The 24,072-nt window shown below is 69.7% G+C and carries 24 protein-coding genes; 1 reads left to right on the forward strand and 23 read right to left on the reverse strand.

The window, feature by feature from the left end:
• The 13 genes from AB0I51_RS06030 to pyrR all read right to left on the reverse strand — a co-directional run.
• The coding region (locus tag AB0I51_RS06030) for an S-adenosylmethionine synthetase N-terminal domain-containing protein (RefSeq protein WP_362971913.1) at window positions 1–597 on the reverse strand (597 nt) is incomplete at its 3' end.
• Between the two features lie 239 nt (window positions 598–836).
• On the reverse strand, window positions 837–2,039 hold the full coding sequence (gene coaBC / locus AB0I51_RS06035; protein ID WP_362971915.1) for a bifunctional phosphopantothenoylcysteine decarboxylase/phosphopantothenate--cysteine ligase CoaBC: 1,203 nt from the start codon (window positions 2,037–2,039) through the stop codon (window positions 837–839).
• Window positions 2,040–2,130: 91 nt separating this feature from the next.
• Window positions 2,131–2,403, reverse strand: coding sequence for a DNA-directed RNA polymerase subunit omega (gene rpoZ, locus AB0I51_RS06040; protein WP_019059732.1), 273 nt, complete (start codon window positions 2,401–2,403; stop codon window positions 2,131–2,133).
• Window positions 2,404–2,443: 40 nt separating this feature from the next.
• Window positions 2,444–3,001 carry a guanylate kinase gene (gmk, locus tag AB0I51_RS06045; protein ID WP_019066404.1) on the reverse strand — a complete coding sequence of 186 codons (558 nt, stop codon included), beginning with the start codon at window positions 2,999–3,001 and terminating at the stop codon, window positions 2,444–2,446.
• Window positions 3,002–3,038: 37 nt separating this feature from the next.
• A complete protein-coding gene (locus AB0I51_RS06050; RefSeq protein WP_019059734.1) occupies window positions 3,039–3,362 on the reverse strand; it encodes an integration host factor in 324 nt (107 codons plus the stop codon).
• A 289-nt stretch (window positions 3,363–3,651) separates the two neighbouring features.
• Window positions 3,652–4,497: an orotidine-5'-phosphate decarboxylase gene (pyrF, locus tag AB0I51_RS06055; RefSeq protein WP_362971918.1), complete on the reverse strand. Its 846-nt coding sequence runs from the start codon at window positions 4,495–4,497 to the stop codon at window positions 3,652–3,654.
• Window positions 4,494–5,603, reverse strand: a complete 1,110-nt coding sequence (locus tag AB0I51_RS06060) for a quinone-dependent dihydroorotate dehydrogenase (protein ID WP_362971920.1) — start codon at window positions 5,601–5,603, stop codon at window positions 4,494–4,496. Before AB0I51_RS06060 ends, pyrF begins: the two co-directional genes overlap by 4 nt.
• 52 nt (window positions 5,604–5,655) lie before the next feature.
• Window positions 5,656–8,964 carry a carbamoyl-phosphate synthase large subunit gene (gene carB / locus AB0I51_RS06065; protein WP_362971922.1) on the reverse strand — a complete coding sequence of 1,103 codons (3,309 nt, stop codon included), beginning with the start codon at window positions 8,962–8,964 and terminating at the stop codon, window positions 5,656–5,658.
• On the reverse strand, window positions 8,957–10,099 hold the full coding sequence (carA, locus tag AB0I51_RS06070; RefSeq protein ID WP_362971924.1) for a glutamine-hydrolyzing carbamoyl-phosphate synthase small subunit: 1,143 nt from the start codon (window positions 10,097–10,099) through the stop codon (window positions 8,957–8,959). The genes carB and carA overlap by 8 nt, the downstream gene beginning before the upstream one ends.
• Window positions 10,096–10,680: a hypothetical protein gene (locus AB0I51_RS06075; RefSeq protein WP_362971926.1), complete on the reverse strand. Its 585-nt coding sequence runs from the start codon at window positions 10,678–10,680 to the stop codon at window positions 10,096–10,098. The genes carA and AB0I51_RS06075 overlap by 4 nt, the downstream gene beginning before the upstream one ends.
• Window positions 10,677–11,963, reverse strand: a complete 1,287-nt coding sequence (locus AB0I51_RS06080; protein WP_362971928.1) for a dihydroorotase — start codon at window positions 11,961–11,963, stop codon at window positions 10,677–10,679. Before AB0I51_RS06080 ends, AB0I51_RS06075 begins: the two co-directional genes overlap by 4 nt.
• 5 nt (window positions 11,964–11,968) lie before the next feature.
• A complete protein-coding gene (locus AB0I51_RS06085) occupies window positions 11,969–12,946 on the reverse strand; it encodes an aspartate carbamoyltransferase catalytic subunit (protein WP_362971930.1) in 978 nt (325 codons plus the stop codon).
• Between the two features lie 87 nt (window positions 12,947–13,033).
• A complete protein-coding gene (gene pyrR / locus AB0I51_RS06090) occupies window positions 13,034–13,597 on the reverse strand; it encodes a bifunctional pyr operon transcriptional regulator/uracil phosphoribosyltransferase PyrR (protein WP_019066396.1) in 564 nt (187 codons plus the stop codon).
• 252 nt (window positions 13,598–13,849) lie between these two features.
• Between pyrR and bldD the strand changes: the two genes are divergently transcribed.
• Window positions 13,850–14,350 carry a transcriptional regulator BldD gene (bldD, locus tag AB0I51_RS06095; RefSeq protein WP_019059743.1) on the forward strand — a complete coding sequence of 167 codons (501 nt, stop codon included), beginning with the start codon at window positions 13,850–13,852 and terminating at the stop codon, window positions 14,348–14,350.
• Window positions 14,351–14,512: 162 nt separating this feature from the next.
• Here the strand turns inward: bldD and nusB are convergent, their stop codons facing one another.
• The 10 genes from nusB to ruvX form a co-directional block, all read right to left on the reverse strand.
• Window positions 14,513–14,947 (reverse strand): transcription antitermination factor NusB, encoded by a 435-nt coding sequence (nusB, locus tag AB0I51_RS06100; RefSeq protein WP_362971933.1) that lies wholly within the window; start codon window positions 14,945–14,947, stop codon window positions 14,513–14,515.
• A gap of 2 nt (window positions 14,948–14,949) precedes the next feature.
• The gene (gene efp, locus AB0I51_RS06105; RefSeq protein WP_019066394.1) at window positions 14,950–15,516 is read right to left on the reverse strand and encodes an elongation factor P; all 567 of its coding nucleotides are present in this window, start codon (window positions 15,514–15,516) and stop codon (window positions 14,950–14,952) included.
• A 60-nt stretch (window positions 15,517–15,576) separates the two neighbouring features.
• Window positions 15,577–16,683 carry a M24 family metallopeptidase gene (locus AB0I51_RS06110; RefSeq protein ID WP_362971935.1) on the reverse strand — a complete coding sequence of 369 codons (1,107 nt, stop codon included), beginning with the start codon at window positions 16,681–16,683 and terminating at the stop codon, window positions 15,577–15,579.
• A 153-nt stretch (window positions 16,684–16,836) separates the two neighbouring features.
• Complete coding sequence (locus AB0I51_RS06115; protein ID WP_362971937.1) at window positions 16,837–17,655, reverse strand: Pro-rich N-terminal domain-containing protein; 819 nt, start codon at window positions 17,653–17,655, stop codon at window positions 16,837–16,839.
• 240 nt (window positions 17,656–17,895) lie between these two features.
• Window positions 17,896–18,987, reverse strand: a complete 1,092-nt coding sequence (gene aroB / locus AB0I51_RS06120; RefSeq protein WP_362971939.1) for a 3-dehydroquinate synthase — start codon at window positions 18,985–18,987, stop codon at window positions 17,896–17,898.
• Window positions 18,984–19,466, reverse strand: a complete 483-nt coding sequence (locus AB0I51_RS06125; protein WP_362972517.1) for a shikimate kinase — start codon at window positions 19,464–19,466, stop codon at window positions 18,984–18,986. Before AB0I51_RS06125 ends, aroB begins: the two co-directional genes overlap by 4 nt.
• 32 nt (window positions 19,467–19,498) lie before the next feature.
• A complete protein-coding gene (aroC, locus tag AB0I51_RS06130) occupies window positions 19,499–20,683 on the reverse strand; it encodes a chorismate synthase (protein ID WP_362971941.1) in 1,185 nt (394 codons plus the stop codon).
• 196 nt (window positions 20,684–20,879) lie between these two features.
• Window positions 20,880–21,719, reverse strand: coding sequence for a shikimate dehydrogenase (locus AB0I51_RS06135; RefSeq protein ID WP_362971943.1), 840 nt, complete (start codon window positions 21,717–21,719; stop codon window positions 20,880–20,882).
• Window positions 21,700–23,475, reverse strand: coding sequence for an endolytic transglycosylase MltG (mltG, locus tag AB0I51_RS06140; RefSeq protein ID WP_362971945.1), 1,776 nt, complete (start codon window positions 23,473–23,475; stop codon window positions 21,700–21,702). Before mltG ends, AB0I51_RS06135 begins: the two co-directional genes overlap by 20 nt.
• Before the next feature lie 122 nt (window positions 23,476–23,597).
• The gene (gene ruvX, locus AB0I51_RS06145; RefSeq protein ID WP_262062293.1) at window positions 23,598–24,062 is read right to left on the reverse strand and encodes a Holliday junction resolvase RuvX; all 465 of its coding nucleotides are present in this window, start codon (window positions 24,060–24,062) and stop codon (window positions 23,598–23,600) included.
• Window positions 24,063–24,072 lie beyond the last annotated feature (10 nt).

A 24,072-nucleotide genomic window follows, 5' to 3' on the forward strand; every position in this document is an offset into this window, starting at 1 on the left:
CTGCGAGGAGACGACGACCGTGTCGAGGCGGACGGCCTTGTCGCCGTCGTACTCGATGGTGACCTGGGTCTTGCCGTCCGGGCGCAGGTACGGGATGGTCCCGTTCTTGCGGACCTCCGAGAGGCGCTTGGCGAGGCGGTGCGCCAGGAAGATCGGGAGCGGCATCAGCGTCGGCGTCTCGTCCGTCGCGTAGCCGAACATCAGGCCCTGGTCGCCGGCGCCCTGCTTGTCGAGCTCGTCGTCATCGCCCTCGACCCGCTTCTCGTACGCCGAGTCGACACCCTGCGCGATGTCCGGGGACTGCGCGCCGATGGACACCGAGACGCCGCAGGAGGCGCCGTCGAAGCCCTTCTTGGAGGAGTCGTAGCCGATCTCCAGGATCTTGTCGCGGACGAGCTGCGCGATGGGCGCGTAGGTCTTGGTGGTGACCTCACCGGCCACGTGCACCAGGCCGGTCGTGATCAGCGTCTCGACGGCGACCCGGGAGGTCGGGTCCTCCCGCAGAAGCGCATCGAGAATGGTGTCGCTGATCTGGTCAGCGATCTTGTCGGGGTGACCTTCGGTCACGGACTCCGAGGTGAAAAGACGACGGGACACAACGCTCCCTGAGGTTGCAGCGGCTGCTGGCTGATCATTGGCGGACGGGACGGGAGCTGCGCCCGACGTCGTCCGAGAACAGTTTATCGGTCGCGGTCGACAGACGGTCCCCCCGTCTCGTCTCTCGGGAAGCGCTGTGACCTGCGGCACGCGCATTTTGCCGAATGCCGAGGGCCGTTGGCCAGAGCCGCCACGCACGAATGTCAGGTTTCAGCGAACTGTCGGACGGCTGAAACAAATCAGGCGAGACGCTGTGCGACCAGGTCCCACACGGTCTCGGCCAGGGCTTCCTTCGGGCCGTGGGGCACCGCGGTCTCGCTGCCGTCGGTGCCCAGCACGACCGCCTCGTTCTCCTCGGAACCGAAGGTCTTGCGCTCGCCCACCTCGTTCACCACCAGCAAATCGCATCCCTTGCGTGCCAGTTTGGTACGACCGTTGGCGAGGACGTCGTCCGTCTCGGCGGCGAACCCGACGACCACCTGTCCGGGGCGGGCCCGGTCGGCGGAGATCTCCGCGAGGATGTCCGGATTCCGCACCAGGACGACGGGCTCCGGGTCCTTGTCGTCCTTCTTCTTGATCTTCCCGGTCGCGTACTCGGCCGGACGGAAGTCCGCGACCGCCGCGGCCATGACGACCGCGTCGGCGTCTGCGGCGGCCTTCAGCACCGCCTCCCGCAGCTGTACGGCGGTCCCGACCTGGACGACGTCGACGCCCGCCGGGTCCGGCAGTCCCGTGTTCGCCGCGAGCAGGGTGACCCGGGCGCCCCGGGCGGCGGCGGTGCGTGCGAGGGCGTAGCCCTGCTTGCCGGAGGAGCGGTTGCCGAGGAAGCGGACCGGGTCGAGGGGCTCGCGGGTGCCGCCCGCGCTGACGACGACGTGCCGGCCCTTGAGATCGGGTTCGGTGATGCCCCGCGCGAGCACCCGGCGACAGACCTCGAAGATCTCGGCGGGGTCGGGCAGCCGGCCCTTGCCGGTGTCGACGCCCGTGAGTCTGCCGACGGCCGGTTCGATCACCACTGCGCCGCGGCGGCGCAGGGTCGCCACGTTCTCCTGGGTGGCCGGGTGTTCCCACATCTCCGTGTGCATGGCGGGCGCGAGGACGACGGGGCATCGGGCGGTGAGGAGGGTGTTGGTGAGGAGGTCGTCGGCGAGGCCGTGGGCCGCCTTCGCCAGCATGTCCGCCGTGGCGGGGGCCACGACCACCAGGTCGGCGCTCTGGCCGATGCGCACGTGCGGGACCTCCTGGACGTCGTCCCACACCTCGGTCGAGACGGGGTGCCCGGAGAGCGCGGACCAGGTGGCGGCGCCGACGAAGTGCAGGGCGGACGCGGTGGGGACGACGCGGACGTCGTGCCCCGACTCCGTCAGTCTGCGCAGCAGTTCGCACGCCTTGTACGCGGCGATGCCACCACTGACTCCCAGAACGACCTTCGGCTTGTCCACGTCTCTCCCCGAGTTCGGAAACGTACGTATCCATGACACACCACAGGCCCGGCAGTCGCGCTGCCGGGCCTGTGAAGAGAACTGCTGCGACTCAGGTCGCGGGGCCCTCGACGGCCTCGGAGGTCAGCAGACCCGCGTTGATCTCGCGCAGGGCGATGGAGAGCGGCTTCTCGTGGACGTGGGTGTCGACGAGCGGACCGACGTACTCCAGCAGGCCCTCGCCGAGCTGCGAGTAGTACGCGTTGATCTGACGGGCGCGCTTGGCGGCGTAGATCACGAGGCTGTACTTCGAGTCGGTGGCCTCGAGGAGCTCGTCGATCGGAGGGTTGATGATGCCCTCGGGAGCGGTGATGGAAGAGGACACGCTCTGCCTTCCGAAAGATGGGATGAGATCGGAAAAACGATCACACAACTTCCATCAAGGCTAGCAGCTCGCGCGCTACGTCCTCGACGGAGGTGTTGACCAGGGTCGCGTCGAACTCGGGCTCCGCCGCCAGTTCGACCTTCGCCGCGTCCAGGCGGCGCTCGATCACCTCGGGCGGTTCGGTGCCCCGCCCGGTGAGCCTGCGCACCAGCTCCTCCCAGGAAGGGGGAGCCAGGAACACCGAGTGGGCCTCGGACATGGACTCGCGGACCTGCCGGGCGCCCTGGAGGTCGATCTCCAGCAGCACCGGCACACCGGACTCCAGGTGCTCCAGCACGGCCGTACGGGGCGTGCCGTAGCGGTTGCCGGCGAACTCGGCCCACTCCAGCAGCTCGCCGTTGGCGATCAGCTTGTCCATCTCCTCGTCGCTGACGAAGAAGTAGTGGACCCCGTGCTTCTCACCGGGGCGGGGCTTGCGGGTCGTCGCCGACACCGAGAGCCAGACCTCGGGGTGTTCCTTGCGCATATGAGCGACGACCGTGCTCTTACCGACCCCTGAGGGGCCGGAGAGCACGGTCAGCCGCGGACGTTCACTCATGCAGCGATTATTCCAGCAATCCCGGGGTGCCCGGGACTCACGAGCCGGTGCTGCCGAACTCACGCTCCAGGGAGGCGATCTGGTTGGAACCAAGGCCACGGACACGGCGGCTCTCGGAGATGCCGAGTCGCTCCATGATCTGCTTGGCGCGGACCTTGCCCACGCCGGGCAGGGACTCAAGCAGGGCGGAGACCTTCATCTTGCCGATGACGTCGTTCTCCTGGCCCTGCTTGATGACGTCATGCAGGGAGGCGCCGGAGTGCTTGAGTCGATTCTTGACCTCGGCCCGCTCCCGGCGAGCCGCGGCGGCCTTTTCGAGCGCGGCTGCGCGCTGTTCAGGGGTAAGGGGCGGAAGAGCCACGCCTACGTCACCTCGGATGTCGAACTGTCGGATACGGACCGGTGAGGAACCTAGTCGCCCCACACCTGGGGAGCTACGAGCAACACGCTTGCCCGTTGACTCTGCTCGGAGACTAGCGGCCAGGGACGCCAGAGTCAGCGAGAACAGAGGAAAAGTCCTGGTCAGCCTGCGCCAGGCCGGACATTTCCGACATATCGCCCCAGATTTGAGGATGTATTCAGACTCAAGTCACTCCGGAGCCGCCCGTCGAGTCACTCATCGGAGGACTCGATCGACCCGTTCGAACACCTCAGACGGTCGCAAAGGCGACGCGGATCTCCTCCGCGAAGCGATCCGAGGCCGCTCGAAGCGCTCCCGCATCGGGACCGTGACGTAGAACACCCCGGCTCACGTTCGGGACGACATTGCGCAGCACCGTCCCGAAAACCCCGGGAAGATCGGCCGGAGTGGCCCCCTGGGCGCCGATGCCGGGCGCGAGGATCGGGCCGTTGACCGCGAGGTCGTACGACGACAGGTCGCCCAGGGTGGCGCCGACGACGGCCCCGAAGGAACCCAGCGGCTCCTCCCCCGCGTTCTCGGCGGCCAGGTGGGCCAGCATGGTCGCTCCGACGTTCCGGCCGTCCGCGCGGACCGCGTGCTGCACCTCGCCGCCCTCCGGGTTGGAGGTCAGCGCGAGCACGAAGAGCCCGGCGCCGCTCTCGCGGGCGAGTGCGATGGCCGGGGCGAGCGAGCCGTAGCCGAGATACGGCGAGACGGTCAGCGCGTCGGAGAACAGCGGGGAGTCCTTCCGGAGGAAGGACTCGGCGTACGCGGCCATGGTCGAGCCGATGTCGCCGCGCTTGGCGTCCATCACGACCAGCGCGCCGGCCGCCCGCGCCTCCTCGACGGACTTCTCCAGGACGGCGATCCCGCGCGAGCCGAAGCGTTCGAAGAAGGCGCTCTGCGGCTTGAGGACGGCGACCCGGTCGGCGAGCGCCTCGACGACCGTGCGGCTGAACCGCTCCAGTCCGGCGATGTCGTCGTTCAGGCCCCATTCGGTGAGCAGCGACGCGTGCGGGTCGATGCCGACGCAGAGCGGACCGCGCTCGTCCATCGCCGAGCGGAGACGTGCGCCGAAGGGTTCGAGGGGGCTCATACCGGCTGCTTCCTTACGTCGGCGCCGACCGCGTCGGCGAGGGTGGCGTACGGGCTCGTGCGCAGGCGCGCGGCGAGGCCCTTGTGGATGGCGCGGCCCCAGAAGGGCCCTTCGTAGACGAAGGCGCTGTAGCCCTGCACGAGCGTGGCACCGGCGAGGATGCGCTGCCAGGCGTCCTCGGCGTTCTCGATGCCGCCGACGCCCACCAGGGTGATGCGGTCGCCCACGCGCGCGTAGAGGCGGCGCAGTACCTCCAGGGAGCGAGCCTTCAGGGGCGCCCCGGACAGTCCGCCGGTCTCCTTGACGAGCTCGGGGGCGGATGTCAGACCGAGGCCCTCGCGCGCGATGGTGGTGTTCGTGGCGATGATGCCGTCCAGGCCGAGTTCCACGGCGAGGTCGGCGACCGCGTCCACGTCCTCGTCGGCGAGGTCGGGGGCAATCTTCACCAGGAGCGGGACACGGCGGTCGGTCACCGCGCGGCCGGCTGCCTCGCGGACCGCCGTGAGCAGCGGGCGCAGCGCCTCGGTCGCCTGAAGGTTGCGCAACCCGGGCGTGTTGGGCGACGAGACGTTGACGACGAGGTAGTCGGCGTGCCGGGCGAGTCGCTCGGTCGACTTCACGTAGTCGCCGACGGCCTCCTCCTCGGGCACGACCTTGGTCTTGCCGATGTTGACGCCCACGACGGTCCTGAAGACCGCCTCACGAGCCGCCAGGCGGGCCGCCACGGCCGCGGCGCCCTCGTTGTTGAAGCCCATGCGGTTGATCAGCGCCCGGTCCGGCACGAGGCGGAACAGCCGCTTCTTGGGGTTGCCGGGTTGCGGCTCCCCGGTCACCGTGCCGATCTCGACGTGGTCGAAGCCGAGCATCGACATGCCGTCGATGGCGACCGCGTTCTTGTCGAAGCCCGCCGCGAGCCCGAACGGACCGTGCATGCGCAGCCCGAAGGCCTCCGTGCGCAGCTCCTCGAACCGGGGCGCGAGCGCGGCGGCGACGAGCGTCCGCAGCACGGGGATGCGGACGGCGAGCCGGATCCAGCGGAAGGCGAGGTGATGGGCCTGCTCCGGGTCCATGCGCTTGAAGACGAGATTGAAGAAGATCTTGTACATGGTGTCCTCACGAAGAGGGGGACACCGTTTCCGGTGTCCCCCTCTTCGGCTGCTAGTCGCGGGCCGCGGTCAGGTGCTGCGCGTGTTCCTGGAGTGAACGCACGCCCACGTCACCGTGGTTGAGGGCGTCGATGCCCTGGACGGCGGCGGCGAGCGCCTGGACCGTCGTCAGGCACGGGACCGACCGGGCCACGGCCGCCGTACGGATCTCGTAGCCGTCGAGGCGGCCTCCGGTGCCGTACGGGGTGTTGACGATGAGGTCGACCTCGCCGTCGTGGATGAGCTGGACGATGGTCTTCTCGCCGTTCGGGCCGGTGCCCTCGGACTGCTTGCGGACGACCGTCGCGTTCAGGCCGTTGCGCTTGAGGACCTCGGCGGTGCCGGAGGTGGCGAGCAACTCGAAGCCGTGGGCGACCAGTTCGCGCGCCGGGAAGATCATCGAGCGCTTGTCGCGGTTGGCGACCGAGATGAACGCGCGCCCCTTGGTGGGCAGCGGACCGTAGGCGCCCGCCTGGGACTTGGCGTACGCCGTGCCGAAGACGGAGTCGATGCCCATGACCTCGCCGGTGGAACGCATCTCCGGGCCCAGCACCGTGTCGACGCCCCTGCCGTGGATGTCGCGGAAGCGCGACCACGGCATGACGGCCTCCTTGACGGAGATCGGCGCGTCCAGCGGCAGCGTGCCGCCGTCGCCGTTGGCCGGCAGCAGACCCTCGGCCCGCAGCTCGGCGACCGTCGCGCCCAGCGAGATCCGGGCGGCGGCCTTCGCGAGCGGAACCGCGGTCGCCTTCGAGGTGAAGGGGACCGTGCGGGACGCGCGCGGGTTGGCCTCCAGGACGTAGAGGATGTCGCCGGCCAGCGCGAACTGGATGTTGATCAGTCCGCGCACGCCGACACCCTTGGCGATGGCTTCCGTTGACGCCCGCAGGCGCTTGATGTCGAAGCCGCCCAGGGTGATCGGCGGCAGGGCGCAGGCCGAGTCGCCGGAGTGGATGCCGGCCTCCTCAATGTGCTCCATGACACCGCCGAGGTACAGCTCGTGGCCGTCGTAGAGCGCGTCGACGTCGATCTCGATGGCGTCGTCCAGGAAGCGGTCGACCAGGACCGGCCGCGAGGGGCTGATCTCGGTGGACTCGGCGATGTACGACTCCAGGCGGGTCTCGTCGTAGACGATCTCCATGCCGCGTCCGCCGAGGACGTACGAGGGGCGGACCAGGACCGGGTAGCCGATCTCGTCGGCGATGGCCTTGGCGCCGACGAAGGTGGTCGCCGTGCCGTGCTTGGGGGCCGGGAGACCCGCCTCCGCGAGGACCTGGCCGAAGGCGCCGCGGTCCTCGGCGGCGTGGATCGCCTCGGGGGACGTGCCGACGATCGGTACGCCGTTGTCCTTCAGGGCCTGCGCCAGGCCCAGCGGGGTCTGGCCGCCGAGCTGCACGATCACGCCCGCGACCGGGCCCGCCTGCTGCTCGGCGTGGACGATCTCCAGCACGTCTTCGAGCGTCAGCGGCTCGAAGTACAGGCGGTCGGAGGTGTCGTAGTCCGTGGAGACGGTCTCGGGGTTGCAGTTGACCATCACGGTCTCGTAGCCCGCGTCGCTGAGCGCGAAGGAGGCGTGGACGCAGGAGTAGTCGAACTCGATGCCCTGGCCGATGCGGTTGGGGCCCGACCCCAGGATGATGACGGCGGGCTTCTCGCGCGGGGCGACCTCGTTCTCCTCGTCGTAGGACGAGTAGAAGTACGGGGTCTTGGCGGCGAACTCGGCGGCGCAGGTGTCGACCGTCTTGTAGACCGGGCGGATGCCCAGCGCGTGCCTCACCTCGCGGACGACGTCCTCGCGCAGGCCGCGGATCTCGCCGATCTGCTGGTCGGAGAAGCCGTGCCGCTTGGCCTCGGCGAGCAGCTCCGGGTCCAGCTTGTCGGCGGCGGCCAGCTCGTCGGCGGTCTCCTTGATGAGGAAGAGCTGGTCGACGAACCAGGGGTCGATCTTCGTGTACTCGAAGACCTCCTCCTGGGTGGCGCCCGCGCGGATGGCCTGCATGACGGTGTTGATCCGGCCGTCGGTGGGCCGTACGGCCTCCTCCAGGAGCTGGGTCCTGTCGCCGGGCTCGCCCACGAAGGTGAACTGGCTGCCCTTCTTCTCCAGGGAGCGCAGCGCCTTCTGGAAGGCCTCGGTGAAGTTGCGGCCGATGGCCATGGCCTCGCCCACCGACTTCATGGTGGTCGTCAGGGTCGAGTCCGCGGACGGGAACTTCTCGAAGGCGAAGCGCGGGGCCTTCACGACGACGTAGTCGAGGGTCGGCTCGAAGGAGGCCGGGGTCTCGCGCGTGATGTCGTTGGGGATCTCGTCGAGGGTGTAGCCGACGGCCAGCTTCGCGGCGATCTTGGCGATCGGGAAGCCCGTCGCCTTGGAGGCCAGCGCCGAGGAGCGGGACACCCGCGGGTTCATCTCGATGACGATGACGCGGCCGTCGACCGGGTCGATCGCGAACTGGATGTTGCAGCCGCCGGTGTCGACGCCGACCTCGCGGATGATCGCGATACCCACGTCGCGCAGCACCTGGTACTCGCGGTCGGTCAGCGTCATCGCCGGGGCGACGGTGATCGAGTCGCCGGTGTGCACGCCCATCGGGTCGAAGTTCTCGATGGAGCAGACGACCACGACGTTGTCGTTCTTGTCGCGCATCAACTCCAGCTCGTACTCCTTCCAGCCGAGGATGGACTCCTCCAGGAGGACCTCGGTCGTGGGAGACAGGGTGAGGCCCTGGCCGGCGATGCGGCGCAGCTCCTCCTCGTCGTGCGCGAAGCCGGAGCCCGCGCCGCCCATGGTGAAGGAGGGGCGGACGACGACCGGGTACCCGCCGAGCGTCTCGACGCCCGCGATCACGTCGTCCATGGAGTGGCAGATCACCGAGCGGGCGGACTCGCCGTACCCGATCTTCTGGCGGACGGCCTCGACGACACCCTTGAAGAGGTCGCGGTCCTCGCCCTTGTTGATGGCCTCGACGTTGGCGCCGATCAGCTCGACGCCGTACTTCTCCAGCGTGCCCGCCTCGTGCAGCGAGATCGCGGTGTTGAGCGCCGTCTGACCACCGAGAGTGGGCAGCAGGGCGTCCGGGCGCTCCTTGGCGATGATCTTCTCGACGAAGTCCGGGGTGATCGGCTCGACGTAGGTGGCGTCGGCGATCTCCGGGTCGGTCATGATCGTCGCCGGGTTGGAGTTGACCAGGATGACCCGGAGGCCCTCGGCGCGCAGGATGCGGCAGGCCTGGGTGCCGGAGTAGTCGAACTCGGCGGCCTGGCCGATGACGATCGGGCCGGAGCCGATGACCAGGACGGACTGGATATCGGAGCGCTTAGGCACGCTGGCCCTCCATCAGGGATACGAAGCGGTCGAACAGGTAGGCGGCGTCGTGCGGGCCCGCTGCCGCTTCCGGGTGGTACTGGACGCTGAACGCCGGCCGGTCGAGCAGCCGCAGCCCCTCGACGACCTGGTCGTTCAGGCAGACGTGGGAGACCTCGGCGCGGCCGTAGGGGGTCTCGGAGACCTTGTCGAGGGGCGCGTCGACGGCGAAGCCGTGGTTGTGCGCGGTGACTTCGACCTTGCCCGTCGTACGGTCCTGCACGGGCTGGTTGATGCCCCGGTGGCCGTACTTCAGCTTGTAGGTGCCGAAGCCGAGCGCGCGGCCCAGGATCTGGTTGCCGAAGCAGATGCCGAAGAGCGGGGTGCCGCGCTCCAGGACGGCCCGCATGACGGCGACCGGGTGATCGGCGGTGGCGGGGTCGCCGGGACCGTTGGAGAAGAACACACCGTCGGGCTGGACCGCGTACACGTCCTCGACGGTCGCGGTGGCCGGGAGCACGTGCACCTCGATGCCGCGCTCGGCCATGCGGTGCGGGGTCATGCCCTTGATACCGAGGTCGACGGCGGCGACGGTGTACTTCTTCTCACCGATCGCGGGAACGACGTACGTCTCCTTGGTGGCGACCTCGGCGGAGAGATCCGCGCCCGCCATCTCGGGGGCCTGGCGCACCTCGGCCAGCATGGTCCCGTCGTCGGGCAGCGCGTTGCCGGAGAAGATGCCGACGCGCATCGCGCCGCGCTCGCGCAGATGACGGGTCAACGCGCGCGTGTCGATGCCGGAGATGCCGACGACACCCTGGTTTCGCAGCTCCTCGTCGAGGGAGCGGCGGGAGCGCCAGTTGGACGGCACGCGCGCGGGGTCGCGCACCACGTAACCGGCGACCCAGATGCGGGCCGACTCGGGGTCCTCGTCGTTGACACCCGTGTTGCCCACGTGGGGGGCGGTCATCACGACGACCTGGCGGTGGTACGACGGGTCGGTCAGGGTCTCCTGGTAGCCGGTCATGCCGGTGGAGAACACGGCCTCGCCGAAGGTCACCCCCACGGACCCGTAGGCACGGCCGCGGAAGATCCGGCCGTCCTCCAGGACGAGTACGGCGGGAACCTTGGCGGCTCCCCTGGTGGAGGTGGTCATCGTGCGCCTTCCGTGTCGGTCGTTTCGAGACTCTTGTTGATCATGCTGTTCAAGGTGTCGACCCACTCGCCGTGCTCGGCCGCGGTGTCGGACCGGAACCCGGAGTCGATCAGCCGGTCGCCGTGTGCCCACGTCACGACCAGCAGACCGCCCTCGCTGAGCACCTTCCCGGCGATGCCCTTGCCGAGCAGGGCCTCGCGCAGCGCCCCGGCCGGGATGAAGAAGTCGGTGGCTCCGGGCCGTACGACATCCAGTCCCGCGTCCGTCAGCGTGAGCTCGACCCGGCTGCGGGTGCCCAGGCCGTGCGCCACGATGCGGTCGAGCCACTGCCCGGCGGTGGTGGACCCGTGGTAGCGGCCGCTCATCGTCAGTCTCGCCTCGCCGGGCTCTTCCGGCGATGTGGGCAGCTCGGGCAGATCACCCTGGAGCGTGCCGCGCCACTTCCAGCCCTCGCGCATCAGCCAGTAGACGAGCGCGATGAACAGGGCGAGGCCGACGAGCCAGCCGATACGGGCCGCCCAGTCGGTCACCGGGGCGGACTTCTCCCCGGCCGCGAGGTGGGTCAGTTGCAGTGGTGTCACGTGAGCTTCCCGTCGACGAGCGTGGCCTTGCCCCGGAGCCAGGTGTGCGTCACACGGCCCGGCAGCTCACGCCCCTCGTACGGGGTGTTGCGACTGCGCGAAGCGAAGCCCGCGGGGTCCACCGACCCACGGTATTCCGTGTCGACGAGCGTGAGGTTGGCGGGCTCACCAGCCGAGACGGGACGGCCGTGGCCCACCGCCCGCCCGATCTCGGCGGGCTTGGCGGACATGCGCTCGGCGACCCCGGCCCAGGTGAGGAGCCCGGTGTCCACCATGGTCTCCTGCACCACTGACAACGCGGTCTCCAGGCCGACCATCCCCATGGCGGCGGCGGCCCACTCGCAGTCCTTGTCCTCGTGCGGGTGCGGGGCGTGGTCGGTGGCGACGATGTCGATCGTGCCGTCGGCGAGCGCCTCGCGCAGGGCGAGGACGTCCCGCTCGGTGCGCAGCGGCGGGTTGACCTTGTAGACCGGGTTGTAGGAGCGCACCAGCTCATCCGTGAGGAGGAGGTGGTGCGGGGTGACCTCGGCGGTGACGTCGATGCCCCGGGACTTGGCCCAGCGGACGATCTCGACGGACCCGGCGGTCGAGAGGTGGCAGATGTGGACGCGGGAGCCGACGTGCTCGGCGAGCAGGACGTCCCGGGCGATGATCGATTCCTCGGCCACCGCCGGCCAGCCCCCGAGCCCGAGTTCGGCGGAGACGACGCCCTCGTTCATCTGGGCGCCCTCGGTGAGGCGCGGCTCCTGGGCGTGCTGGGCGACGACTCCCCCGAAGGCCTTCACGTACTCCAGCGCGCGGCGCATGATCACCGCGTCGTCGACGCACTTGCCGTCGTCGGAGAAGACGGTGACCCCGGCGGCCGACTCGTGCATGGCGCCCAGCTCGGCGAGCTTCTTGCCCTCCAGGCCGACGGTGACGGCGCCGATGGGCTGCACATCGCAGTACCCGTGCTCCTGGCCGAGCCGGTAGACCTGCTCGACGACACCGGCGGTGTCGGCGACCGGGAAGGTGTTGGCCATGGCGAACACGGCCGTGTAGCCGCCGCTCGCGGCGGCCCGCGTACCGGTCAGGACGGTCTCGGAGTCCTCACGGCCGGGCTCACGGAGATGGGTGTGCAGGTCGACGAGGCCGGGGAGGAGGACCTTGCCCCCGGCCTCCACGACCTCGGCGCCGTCGGCGCTCAGGCCGACGCCCACCTCGGAGATCGTGTCCCCGTCGATCAGCACGTCCTGCGGCTCGCCGCCGAGGATCTTCGCACCACGGATCAGGATCTTGCTCATGTGACCTACTTCTCCTCGAGGCGGGCGTGGCTGACGGCGGGTTCGTTGCCGCCCAGAAGCAGATAGAGCACGGCCATCCGGATGGAGACTCCGTTTGCGACCTGCTCGACGACGGTGCAGCGGTCCGAGTCGGCGACCTCGGCGGTGATCTCCATGCCCCGGACCATCGGCCCCGGGTGCATCACGATCGCGTGCTCGGGCATCTTCGCCATGCGGTCGCCGTCGAGGCCGTAGCGTCGCGAGTACTCGCGCTCGGTCGGGAAGAACGCCGCGTTCATGCGCTCGCGCTGCACGCGCAGCAGCATCACCGCGTCGGACTTGGAGAGCGTGCTGTCGAGGTCGTACGACACCTCGCAGGGCCAGGCCTCGACGCCCACCGGCACCAGGGTCGGCGGGGCGACGAGGGTGACCTCGGCGCCGAGGGTGTGCAGCAGGTCGACGTTCGAGCGGGCGACGCGGCTGTGCAGGATGTCGCCGACGAGCGTGATCCGCTTGCCGGCCAGGTCCTGCCCGAGCCCGGCGTCCCGGCCGACGAGCCGACGGCGCATGGTGAACGCGTCCAACAGCGCCTGCGTCGGGTGCTGGTGGGTGCCGTCGCCGGCGTTGATGACGGCCGCGTCGATCCACCCGGAGGTGGCGAGCCGATACGGCGCTCCGGAGGCGCCGTGCCGGATGACGACCGCGTCGACACCCATGGCCTCCAGGGTCTGCGCGGTGTCCTTGAGGGACTCGCCCTTGGAGACGCTCGACCCCTTGGCGGTGAAGTTGATGACGTCGGCGGAGAGGCGCTTCTCGGCGGCTTCGAAGGAGATCCGCGTGCGCGTGGAGTCCTCGAAGAAGAGGTTGACGACGGTACGGCCGCGCAGGGTCGGCAGTTTCTTGATCGGCCGGTCGGCGACCCGGGCCATCTCCTCGGCGGTGTCGAGGATCAGGACGGCGTCGTCGCGGGAGAGGTCGGCGGCCGAGATGAGATGACGCTGCATCTGTCAGGCTCCGTAAGGCAGTTCAGGTATGAGGAGAATCCGGGCGTGCGGAGGCGCGGCGTGCCGCGGGGGCACGGCGTGCGTCCGCTACGGGGTCTGCTTGGCGCCGAGCAGCACGGTGTCGCGACCGTCCTCCTCGGCGAGCTGGACCTTGACCGTCTCCCGCAGCGACGTGGGGAGGTTCTTGCCGACGTAGTCGGCGCGGATGGGCAGTTCGCGGTGGCCTCTGTCGACCAGGACCGCGAGCTGCACCGCGCGGGGGCGCCCGATGTCGTTCAGGGCGTCGAGGGCGGCGCGGATGGTGCGGCCGGAGAAGAGCACGTCGTCGACGAGGACGACGAGACGGCCGTCGATGCCGTCACCGGGGATGTCGGTGCGGGCCAGCGCGCGCGGGGGGTGCATGCGCAGGTCGTCGCGGTACATGGTGATGTCGAGGGAGCCGACCGGGATCTTGCGGTCGGTGATCTCCTCCAGCTTGACGGCGAGCCGCTGGGCGAGGAAGACGCCCCGGGTCGGAATGCCGAGGAGAACCACGTCGTCGGCGCCCTTGGCGCGCTCGACGATCTCGTGGGCGATGCGGGTCAGGACCCGCGCGATGTCGGGGGCTTCGAGAACCGGCCGGGCATCGGACTCGTACTGCTGAGTGTCCATAAGAAACGGACCTCCTTCTCCGCCTCACGGGACGGACCTTAAAGGACGTCGGATTTGCGCCATCCACGTTAGCAGGCCGGGGCGACACCCCTGATCACCCCTATGGAGTAATCGGACACCGCCACCACGGAAGAGCCGGTGCGGACCATTCGGCTTGACGCGGGAGCGTAACGCTGCGTAACCTCACAGTGAGTTACCAGCCGCGCGGCGCGGAGACACTGCAGCCGCGTCGACACAGTGTCCGGGAGCTATATGTCCAGCGAATACGCCAAACAGCTCGGGGCCAAGCTCCGGGCCATCCGCACCCAGCAGGGCCTTTCCCTCCACGGTGTCGAGGAGAAGTCCCAGGGACGCTGGAAGGCGGTCGTGGTCGGGTCGTACGAGCGCGGCGACCGCGCCGTCACCGTGCAGCGCCTTGCCGAGCTGGCGGACTTCTACGGGGTTCCGGTGCAGGAGCTGCTGCCGGGCACCACGCCGGGCGGGGCCGCCGAGCCGCCGCCGAAGCTGGTGCTGGACCTGGAGCGGCTGGCCCACGTGCCCGCCGAGAAGGCCGGCCCGCTGCAGCGCTACGCGGCGACGATCCAGTCCCAGCGCGGCGACTACAACGGCAAGGTGCTCTCGATCCGCCAGGACGACCTGCGCACACTCGCCGTCATCTACGACCAGTCGCCCTCGGTCCTCACCGAGCAGCTGATCAGCTGGGGCGTGCTGGACGCGGACGCGCGTCGCGCGGTTTCCCACGAGGAGAACTGAGCCCCTCCCCGTCTCAGCAGAAACGTGCCGCCGGGGTGACCGGAACTTCACGGTTCCGGTCACCCCGGCGGCTTTCTGCGGCCCTCAGGGGTCGCGGACGCACCGATACGCCAGGGGGCCCGCAGCAGTCACGCTGCGGGCCCCCTGGCGATGCCGTACCTCTTATGCCTCGTCCCGGCGCAGCGAGGGCTTCAGGTCCTTGAAGCGGCCCAGCAGGCCGTTGACGAACGAGGGCGACTCGTCCGTCGAGAACTCCTTGGCCAGCTGCACCATCTCGTCGAGGACGACGGCGTCCGGGGTCTCGTCGACCCAGATCAGCTCGTAGGCGCCGAGGCGCAGGATGTTGCGGTCCACCACGGGCATGCGGTCCAGCGTCCAGCCGACCGAGTACTGCGCGATGAGCTCGTCGATGCGGCGCGCGTGCTGCGCGTACCCCTCGACCAGTTCCATCGTGTACTCGCTGACCGGCGGCTGCCGGGTGTCGTCCCGGGAGAGCCGGATCCAGTCCGCGAGAACGGTCTGGACGCCGACTCCGCGCTGGTCGCCCTCGAAGAGGATCTGGAAGGCGCGCTTGCGGGCCGTATTGCGGGCAGCCACGGTTAGCTGTTCACCCGGCCGAGGTAGTCGCTCGAACGGGTGTCGACCTTGATCTTCTCACCGGTGGTGATGAAGAGCGGGACCTGGATCTGGTAGCCGGTCTCCAGGGTGGCGGGCTTGGTGCCACCGGTGGAGCGGTCGCCCTGGACGCCGGGCTCGGTCTCCTGGATCGTCAGCTCGACGGCGGCGGGCAGCTCGACGAAGAGCACCTCGCCCTCGTGCTGCGCGACCGTGGCGGTGAAGCCCTCGATCAGGAAGTTGGCGGCGTCGCCGACGGCCTTGCGGTCGACCATGAGCTGGTCGTAGGTCTCCATGTCCATGAAGACGAAGTACTCGCCGTCCATGTACGAGAACTGCATGTCGCGCTTGTCGACAGTGGCCGTCTCGACCTTGACGCCGGCGTTGAACGTCTTGTCGACGACCTTGCCGGAGAGCACGTTCTTGAGCTTGGTGCGCACGAAGGCAGGGCCCTTGCCGGGCTTGACGTGCTGGAACTCGACGACGGACCAGAGCTGGCCGCCTTCGAGCTTGAGCACCAGGCCGTTCTTGAGGTCGTTCGTGGAAGCCACGGTTGCGGAATCTCCTGGACTGACGTGGACGACCACGGGACACGCGCACAGCTCGAAAAGCTAGAGCGCGAGCAGCTCCTTGGTCGTGATGGTGAGTAGCTCGGGTCCGCCGTCCGCCTCAGGGCGTACGACGAGCGTGTCATCGATCCGGACACCGCCCCGGCCCGAGAGGTGGACCCCCGGTTCGACGGTGACCGGCACGCAAGCGTCCAGTTTACCCATGGCCGCGGGGGCCAGCTGCGGGTCCTCGTCGATTTCGAGTCCGACACCGTGGCCGGTGAGGGGTGCGAGGCCCTCCGAGTACCCCGCGGAGTCCAGCACCTGACGTGCCGCGCGGTCCACATCGCGGTAGGCGGCGCCGGGGGTCAGGGACTCCCGTGCGGCGCGCTGGGCGGCGAAGACGAGGTCGTACAGCTCGATCTGCCAGTCGGCGGGCGAGGTGCCGATGACGAACGTACGGCCGATCTCGCAGCGGTAGCCGCGGTAGGTGGCGCCGAGGCAGACGGAGAGGAAATCTCCTTCCTCCACCCGGCGGTCGGTCGGCCGGTGGCCGCGCCGGCCGGAGTGCGGACCGGTCGCGACGGACGTGGCGAAGGCGGGGCCGTCCGCGCCGTGGTCGACGAGCCGTCGCTCCAGTTCGAGGGCGAGATGGCGTTCGGTGCGGCCGACGAGGATCGACTCCAGCAGCTCACCGAGGGCCTGGTCGGCGATCTCGGCGGCGATTCTCAGACAGGAGATCTCCTCCTCGTCCTTGACGACCCGCAGCTGTTCCGCCGCGCCGCCGATGTCGGTGAGGCGGAGCATGGGGGCGACCGAGCGGAGGGCTCGGTGGCGGGTCACAGTGAGGTGGTGTTCTTCTACGGCCATGGACTCCGCGCCGTACGCTGCCGCGAGGTCGGCGGCGGCCACGGCCGGGTCGCCGCCGGGGCCGGGGAGGGTGTGGATGCGCAGGGTCTCGTCCGGGCGCCCCTCTGCGGGACGCTCGTCCAGTGGGCTCGCGCAGACCAGCATGTCGTCGCGCCTGCCCAGCAGCAGGACGGTGTCCCGGGGAGCGGGGCCCGCCAGGTAGCGCACGTTGGCCGGGCTGGTCACCAGCGCGGATTGGCTGCCGCCGGCTTGGGCGCGTTCCCTGAGCCTGGCTCTGCGGGCTGCGTAGACCTCTGACATGAGACGAGCGTAGGAGCGGTGGCCGGATTATGCCGGTCGGGAGGGTGCCGTTCGGGGGACGGGGGTGCGGAATCGGTTGTTCGCCGGGGGCGGGCCGGTGGGGACCGGTCGCGCGGTTCCCCGCGCCCCCTGGGTGAGACCGCTCCCCGGTGATTACCAGCTCGGCGGGCTCGCTATCGAGCGGGCCAGGACGTCGTTCAGGACCTGGGCCGTCTGCTGTACGTCCATCTGGGAGTTGTCGATGATCGGGAGGCCCGAGCCGTACCACCCCGCCATGCGGCCGTGGATGCGGGCGACCTCTTCGTCGGTGAGGCGGCGGTTGCCGGAGCGCTTGGCGTTGCGCTCCAGGACTATTTCCAGACCCGGGAGAAGGACGACGGGGAGGAGGCCGGGGCCTACGTGGCGCTTCCAGCCGCCGAGGCCGACGACCGGGCGGTCGGGGAAGACCGCGTCGTCGAGGATGCAGGAGATGCCGTTGGCGAGGAAGTTGCGGGCGGCGAAGCCGCAGGTGCGGCGGGCCAGGCGGTACTGCGCCTCGGAGTGGTCGTTCCAGCCGGACTGGGGGTCGGCGAAACCGGAGCGGACCCATTCGCGGACGTCGTCGAGGCTGATGTGGGCGGTGGGGACCCGGCGGTGGTCCGCCCAGTACTTGGCGACGCTCGTCTTGCCCGCGCCGGCGGGGCCGATGAGCAGCACCGCGAGGGTGGTGGAGGTCGGGTCGGGGGCGGTCTGCGCGGGGGGCGCACTCGGCATGGCCACGGGGCCGCCGGGCGGCAGTTGGACATGGCCGGTGGTGTCCGGTGCGTGGCGCGGGATCGTGTACGGCATCGGCGGGGCCGGCGGCGGTGGGGGTGGGGGCACCGAACCCGGATGCTGTGGGCCCGGGTGCTGTCCCGTCGGCATCCAACCGGCGGCCGGTCCCTGCCCCGGCTGGTGGGGCGGCGGCAGCGGAGACCCCACTGCGTGCTGCATCCGGTGCCACTCCGTCTCGTCTTTTCTGGCTCGCTCAGCTCCGGGGCGCCGAAGCCGGCGCAGAGGCACCGGCACGCCCCTCCAGCTCGCTTGCAGCAGGCAATTGGCGCTGGCAGCGGGCCCGAACCCCCGCTCCCTACCGAACGGTACCTTCCCCGGCCGCCATTTGGTGAACGGCCGGGGAGGGGCCGAAGTGCCCATCCGCGCAAGGCAAATCGGGTGGGTGGGGCTCGGTGGGACTTACTCGCCCACTTCGCCGTACGCGGCGAGGAGGACGGCCGGGTCGGGGCCCTCCAGGACGGTGGGTTTGGCCAGGCCGTCGAGGACGATGAAGCGGAGCAGGTCGCCGCGGGACTTCTTGTCGACCTTCATGGTCTCCAGGAGCTTGGGCCACTGGTCGTAGCGGTAGCTGAGCGGGAGACCCACCGATTCGAGGACCGTGCGGTGGCGGTCGGCCGTCGCGTCGTCCAACCGGCCCGCGAGACGGCCCAGTTCGGCCGCGAAGTACATTCCCACGGCCACTGCGGCACCGTGGCGCCACTTGTAGCGCTCGTTCTTCTCGATGGCGTGCGCGAGAGTGTGGCCGTAGTTGAGGATCTCGCGCAGACCCGACTCCTTGAGGTCGGCCGAGACGACCTCGGCCTTGACCTTGATGGAGCGTTCGATGAGCTCGGCGGTGTGCGGTCCGGCCGGGGTGCGGGCGGCCTGCGGGTCGGACTCGATGAGTTCGAGGATCACCGGGTCGGCGATGAAGCCGGCCTTGATGATCTCGGCGAGCCCGGAGACGTAGTCGTTGACCGGGAGGGAGTCCAGCGCTGCGAGGTCGCAGAGCACGCCGGCCGGCGGGTGGAAGGAGCCCACCAGGTTCTTGCCCTCGGCGGTGTTGATGCCGGTCTTGCCGCCGACGGCCGCGTCCACCATGGCGAGCACGGTGGTCGGGACGGCGATCCAGCGGACCCCGCGCAGCCAGGTCGCGGCGACGAAACCGGCCAGGTCGGTGGTGGACCCGCCGCCGACGCCCACGATGACGTCGGAGCGCGTGAACCCGGACTGGCCCAGGGCCTTCCAGCAGTAGGCGGCGACCTCCGCGGTCTTGGCCTCCTCCGCGTTGGGCACCTGAATGGCCACGGCCTCGAAGCCCTGCCCCGCCAGATCGGCACGGAGCGCGTCACCGGTCTCGGCCAGTGCCTCGGGGTGGATGACGGCGACCCGCTTGGCCTTCTCACCGATCAACCCGCCCAGCTCGCCCAGGAGTTGACGGCCCACAAGGACCTCGTACGGGTCGCTGCCCGCCGTGCCGCCGACCTGGATCCGCGTCACTGACTCGCTCATGCTTCCTTCAACTCCACTGCGTCCAGGACGGCTTGGGTGACCTCTTCGGGGCTGCGGCCGTCGGTGGGTACGACGGCCTGCGCGACCTCGGCGTACAAGTGGCGCCTGGCCTCCATCAGTTCGCGCCACTGCTTGCGCGGGTTGATGGTGAGCAGCGGGCGTGCCGCGTTGAGGCCGGTGCGCTTGACAGCTTCGTCCACGTCCATGGAGAGGTAGACGACCCGGTGGGAGGCGAGCAGCGCGCGCGTGTCCTCGTCGAGGATCGAGCCGCCGCCCAGGGCCAGGACACCGCCGTGCTCGCCCAGGGCCCGGGCCACTGCACGCTTCTCGATCGCGCGGAAGACCGGCTCGCCCTCGTCGACGAAGATCTCGGCGATGGTGCGGCCCTCGGCGGCCACGATGTCGTCGTCGGTGTCCCGGTAGCCGACACCGAGCCGCTCGGCCAGCTGCCGGCCGACCGTCGACTTGCCCACACCCATCGGGCCGACCAGGACCACCAGCGGGGCCGCGGTCACCGGATGGCCAGGTTCTCGAGGTACGAGCGGACGTTGCGCCGGGTCTCGGGCACGCTGTCGCCGCCGAACTTCTCCGCCACCGCGTCCGCGAGGACGAGGGCGACCATCGCCTCGGCGACGATCCCGGCGGCCGGGACGGCTGACACGTCGGAGCGCTGGTGGTGGGCCTGAGTGGCCTCACCGGTGACCACGTCCACGGTCTGCAGCGCACGCGGCACGGTCGCGATGGGCTTCATCGCGGCGCGCACCCGCAGCAGTTCGCCGGTGGACAGCCCGCCCTCGGTACCGCCGGAACGGCCGGAGACGCGCCGAATGCCCTCGCCGGTCTTCACGATCTCGTCGTGCGCCTTGGACCCCGGCACCCGCGCCAGCTCGAAGCCGTCGCCGATCTCGACGCCCTTGATGGCCTGGATGCCCATGAGGGCACCGGCGAGGCGGGCGTCCAGCTTGCGGTCCCAGTGCACGTGGGAACCCAGGCCGACAGGGACACCGTAGGCCAGGATCTCGACCACACCACCCAGCGTGTCGCCGTCCTTGTGGGCCTGGTCGATCTCCGCGACCATCGCCTTCGACGCGTCCGCGTCCAGACAGCGCACCGGGTCGGCGTCCAGCCTCTCGACGTCCGCCGGCGTGGGGTACACGCCCTGCGGGGCCTTCGCGGAGGCCAGCTCGACCACGTGCGAGACGATCTCGATGCCGGCCGTCTCCTTGAGGTACGACCGGGCCACCGCGCCCAGCGCGACCCGCGCCGCGGTCTCCCGCGCGGAGGCGCGCTCCAGAATCGGGCGGGCCTCGTCGAAGCCGTACTTCTGCATACCCGCCAGGTCGGCGTGGCCGGGGCGCGGGCGGGTCAGCGGGGCGTTGCGGGCCAGCCCGGCCAGGATCTCCGGGTCGACCGGGTCGGCCGCCATGACCTGCTCCCACTTGGGCCACTCCGTGTTGCCGACCATGATCGCGACCGGGGAACCGAGGGTGAGGCCGTGGCGGACACCGCCGAGGAAGGTGACCTCGTCGCGCTCGAACTTCATTCGCGCACCGCGCCCATAGCCGAGCCGACGCCGGGCCAGGTGGTCCGCCACCATCTCCGTGGTGATCGGCACGCCGGCGGGAAGACCCTCCAACGTCGCCACGAGTGCGGGACCGTGGGACTCCCCCGCGGTCAGCCAGCGCAACCTGCTCAACGGTGCTCCTCATGCTCGCGCCCTGGTACTGCCCTGCGTACGCGCGTCCTCGCGTACGGCGTCGGCGTGACCGGGTGCGCGGCCCTGGCCCGCCGTCCCCGATCCTCCCACGTTCGGCACACGGACCTGGCCGACGGTCCAGAGAGCGGACGCCGAACGACCAAGGTCAGCGGCCAGCGCCCCTGCGGGGTCCGTGTCAGCGGTCGGCCAGGGCCTTCTCGCCCGCTCTGCGCATCGCGTCCAGCGGGGCGGGCCGGTGGCCGGTCATCTGCTCCACCTGGAGTACGGCCTGGTGCACCAGCAGGTCCAGGCCGCTGACGACGGCTCCGCCGTAGCCGGACCAGCGGGCAGCGAGGTCGGTGGGCCAGGGGTCGTAGAGGACGTCGAAGAGGGTGGCGGGGCGCTCCGGTACGGCGGGGGAGAGGGCGTCCGTGGTGCCGGCCGGGGTGGTCGCGACGACCAGGGGGGCGCGCAGACCCTCCGCCGCGTCGGCCCAGTCCGCGGTACGGACCTCCAGGCCGAGCCGCTCGCCCCATTGGCGCATCTCGGCGGCGCGGGCCTCGCTGCGGACGTAGGCGACGACCTCGCCGGTGCAGATCCGGGAGAGGGCGGCGAGCGCGGAGGAGGCCGTGGCGCCGGCGCCGAGGATCGCGGCCGAGTCGACCTGTTCGATGCCGTGTTCGCGGAGGGCGGCGACCATGCCGGGGATGTCGGTGTTGTCGCCGACGCTGCGGCCGTCCTCGGTGAACACGACCGTGTTGACCGTGTCCACGGACGCCGCGGTCTCGCTGATCTCGTCGAGGAGGGGTATGACGGCGCGCTTCAGCGGCATCGTCAGGGACAGCCCCGCCCACTCCGGTCCGAGGTTCTCGAAGAACCCCGGCAAGCCGGCTTCGTCGACGTCGAAGCGGTCGTAGGACCAGCCGTCGAGGCCCAGTTCCCCGTATGCCGCGCGATGCAGTACCGGGGAGAGGGAGTGGGCGATGGGTGAACCGAGCACGGCTGCCCGGCGGGCGTCAGTTGCCCGTGCTGGCATTGAACTCTTCCTTGAGTCGCTGGAATTCGGCGTACGTCTTGGCGAATTCGGTCTTGTTCTGGCCGTCGGTCGCCACGAAGTAGATCCAGCCGTCGCGGGTCGGATTCAGTGCCGCCGCCAGAGCCTCGGCACCGGGGTTGTCGATCGGTCCGGGCGGCAGGCCCTTTTGGGTGTAGGTGTTGTACGGGTCCTTGTTGCTGTTGATCTCGGACTCGCTGATGCGGATGTTGCTCTGACCCTTCAGGTAATTGAAGGTCGAGTCGAATTGCAGGTAACGGTTGGTCTCGGTGTTCGTGGTCTTGAGCCGGTTGTAGACGACTTCGGCCATCTTCCGGAAGTCGTCGTGCGTCTTGCCCTCGGCCTGGACGAGGCTCGCGACCGTGATGACCTGCAGCGGACTGTCCAGGTTGAGTGCCTTGGCCTTCGCCGAGAGGTCGATCGAGTCGTATTTGTCGTTGGCCTGGGCGACCATCTGTTTGAGGACCGTTTCGGGTTTCATGCCCTTGGCGGCGCCATAGGTTCCCGGGTAGAGGAAGCCCTCCAGCGGGTCCTTGATGTTCGCGTTGTCGTTCGCCCAGCTGGGCAGTCCGAGGCTCTTGAATTCCTTCTTGGCGACGGCCTTGGTGGTGCCGTTGGAAATCTGGAGTTTCTTGTCGATCGCCGCGTAGACCTGAGCGTTTCGCCAGCCGGGGGCGACGATCAGGTTGTCCTGGCTCTTGGGGTCGAGCATCAGCTTGACGGCGGCTGCGGCCGACATCTCTTTCCTCAACAGAAAGACGCCCGCCTGGATCTTCTTCCCGTCAGGATTCTGCGACTGGGCGGCGACGAACGCGTCGACGCTCTTGACGACGCCCGCCTCTTTCAGCTTCTGCCCGATGTCCGAGCCGAAGGCGCCCTTGGGGATGGTGACGCTGACCGAACCGGTGCCGTCGCCCGCGTAGTCGGGCGCCGAGCCGAAACGGTTCTGGTAGAAGTGCCAGCCGAAATAGCCGACGCCGGCGAGACCGCCGCCGAACACCAGGACGACGACCAGGCAGGCGCAGCCGTTGCGGCGCTTCTTCTCCTTGCCGCCTTTGCCACCTTTGCCCTTGCCGCCCTTGCCCTTGCCGCGTCGGCGGCCGTCCTCAGGCTCGTCGTCGGCCTCGTCATCGTCGTCGCCGCCACCCGCGAAGAACGCGTGTTCGCCTTCATCGGGACCCGGGTCCCAGTCCGTCTGCTCCGGTTCGGGTTCCGTGCGGCGCTTGCCGGGCGGCTCCGGCGGCGGGAACGCGTCGGGCGTGCCGTAGAAATCGGGCTGCTGTTCGCCATAGGCGGCGGCCTGCTGCCCGTACGGGTCACCAGGGTCGGCGGCGTACGGGACCTGGGCATGCGTATGGGTGCCGTCCCAGCCGTTCTGCTGGTACTGCTGCTGCTGACCGGCGTACTGCTGATGACTCTGATCGGCGTACTGCTGCTGGTCGTTGTACTGCTGGTGCTGGTCGTTGTACTGCTGGTGCTGATCGGGGTACTGCGGGCGGCCCTGTTCGTCGTAGACCTGGTACTGCTGCTGCGCCTGACCGTAGTCGGCCTGCTGGCCGTGACCCCAGTCGCCGTACTGCTGCGGCTGCTGCGGCTGTTCCGGATAGTGCTGCTGCTGGCCGTCGTAGGAAGACTGCTGGCCCACGTGGGCCTGCTGGCCTTCCCATCCGATGTCCCCGAACAACGGGTCCTCCGGATGCCACGGTTCGGAGCCTGGGCCCCGGCCATACTCAGTCATCGATCCCCTAGAGCCGCGAGGCGGCGGTCGCGGCGCTTGGGGCTCCGGCTCCCGTCCCGCCTCTTGCTGTGCCATGGCTGTTCGAACACCATCGCATCGCGCGGAACGTTACCGTATCGCGATCAGATGACCACTTCGACGCCCTCGCCGGGTGGTTTACCTGACACCCGTTCGGATTCCAACGCCTGCTGAAGGATGATGACGGCGGCTGCCTGGTCGATGACTGAGCGGCCCTTCTTGGAGGTGACACCCGAGGCGCGCAGTCCCTGACTGGCCGTCACTGTGGTCATCCGTTCGTCCAACAGCCTGACCGGTACCGGGGCGATGCCCCTGGCCAGCTCCTGGGCGAAGGCCCGGACCTTCACGGCGGCCGGTCCCTCGCCGCCCTTGAGGGAGCGCGGGAGGCCGACGACGACTTCGACCGGTTCGTACTCCTCGACGAGCTGCCTCAGCCGGCGGTGTGCCGCCGGGATGTCCCGGCCGGGGACCGTCTCGACGGGAGTGGCGAGGATCCCGTCGGGGTCGCACGAGGCGACCCCGATGCGGGCGTCCCCGACGTCGAGCGCGAGTCGACGTCCTCTTCGCATACTCTCGACC

It is taken from the genome of Streptomyces sp. NPDC050549, from assembly GCF_040655035.1.
Lineage (GTDB): Bacteria > Actinomycetota > Actinomycetes > Streptomycetales > Streptomycetaceae > Streptomyces.

Excerpts from the sequence above, each read along its gene's own strand:
- gmk (WP_019066404.1), bottom strand. The coding sequence starts at position 3,001 with ATGAGTGAACGTCCGCGGCTGACCGTGCTCTCCGGCCCCTCAGGGGTC.
- pyrF (WP_362971918.1), bottom strand. The coding sequence starts at position 4,497 with ATGAGCCCCCTCGAACCCTTCGGCGCACGTCTCCGCTCGGCGATGGAC.
- AB0I51_RS06060 (WP_362971920.1), bottom strand. The coding sequence starts at position 5,603 with ATGTACAAGATCTTCTTCAATCTCGTCTTCAAGCGCATGGACCCGGAG.
- carA (WP_362971924.1), bottom strand. The coding sequence starts at position 10,099 with ATGACCACCTCCACCAGGGGAGCCGCCAAGGTTCCCGCCGTACTCGTC.
- AB0I51_RS06080 (WP_362971928.1), bottom strand. The coding sequence starts at position 11,963 with ATGAGCAAGATCCTGATCCGTGGTGCGAAGATCCTCGGCGGCGAGCCG.
- AB0I51_RS06085 (WP_362971930.1), bottom strand. The coding sequence starts at position 12,946 with ATGCAGCGTCATCTCATCTCGGCCGCCGACCTCTCCCGCGACGACGCC.
- pyrR (WP_019066396.1), bottom strand. The coding sequence starts at position 13,597 with ATGGACACTCAGCAGTACGAGTCCGATGCCCGGCCGGTTCTCGAAGCC.
- bldD (WP_019059743.1), top strand. The coding sequence starts at position 13,850 with ATGTCCAGCGAATACGCCAAACAGCTCGGGGCCAAGCTCCGGGCCATC.
- AB0I51_RS06110 (WP_362971935.1), bottom strand. The coding sequence starts at position 16,683 with ATGTCAGAGGTCTACGCAGCCCGCAGAGCCAGGCTCAGGGAACGCGCC.
- AB0I51_RS06115 (WP_362971937.1), bottom strand. The coding sequence starts at position 17,655 with ATGCAGCACGCAGTGGGGTCTCCGCTGCCGCCGCCCCACCAGCCGGGG.
- aroB (WP_362971939.1), bottom strand. The coding sequence starts at position 18,987 with ATGAGCGAGTCAGTGACGCGGATCCAGGTCGGCGGCACGGCGGGCAGC.
- AB0I51_RS06125 (WP_362972517.1), bottom strand. The coding sequence starts at position 19,466 with ATGGGTGTGGGCAAGTCGACGGTCGGCCGGCAGCTGGCCGAGCGGCTC.
- AB0I51_RS06135 (WP_362971943.1), bottom strand. The coding sequence starts at position 21,719 with ATGCCAGCACGGGCAACTGACGCCCGCCGGGCAGCCGTGCTCGGTTCA.
- mltG (WP_362971945.1), bottom strand. The coding sequence starts at position 23,475 with ATGACTGAGTATGGCCGGGGCCCAGGCTCCGAACCGTGGCATCCGGAG.
- ruvX (WP_262062293.1), bottom strand. The coding sequence starts at position 24,062 with ATGCGAAGAGGACGTCGACTCGCGCTCGACGTCGGGGACGCCCGCATC.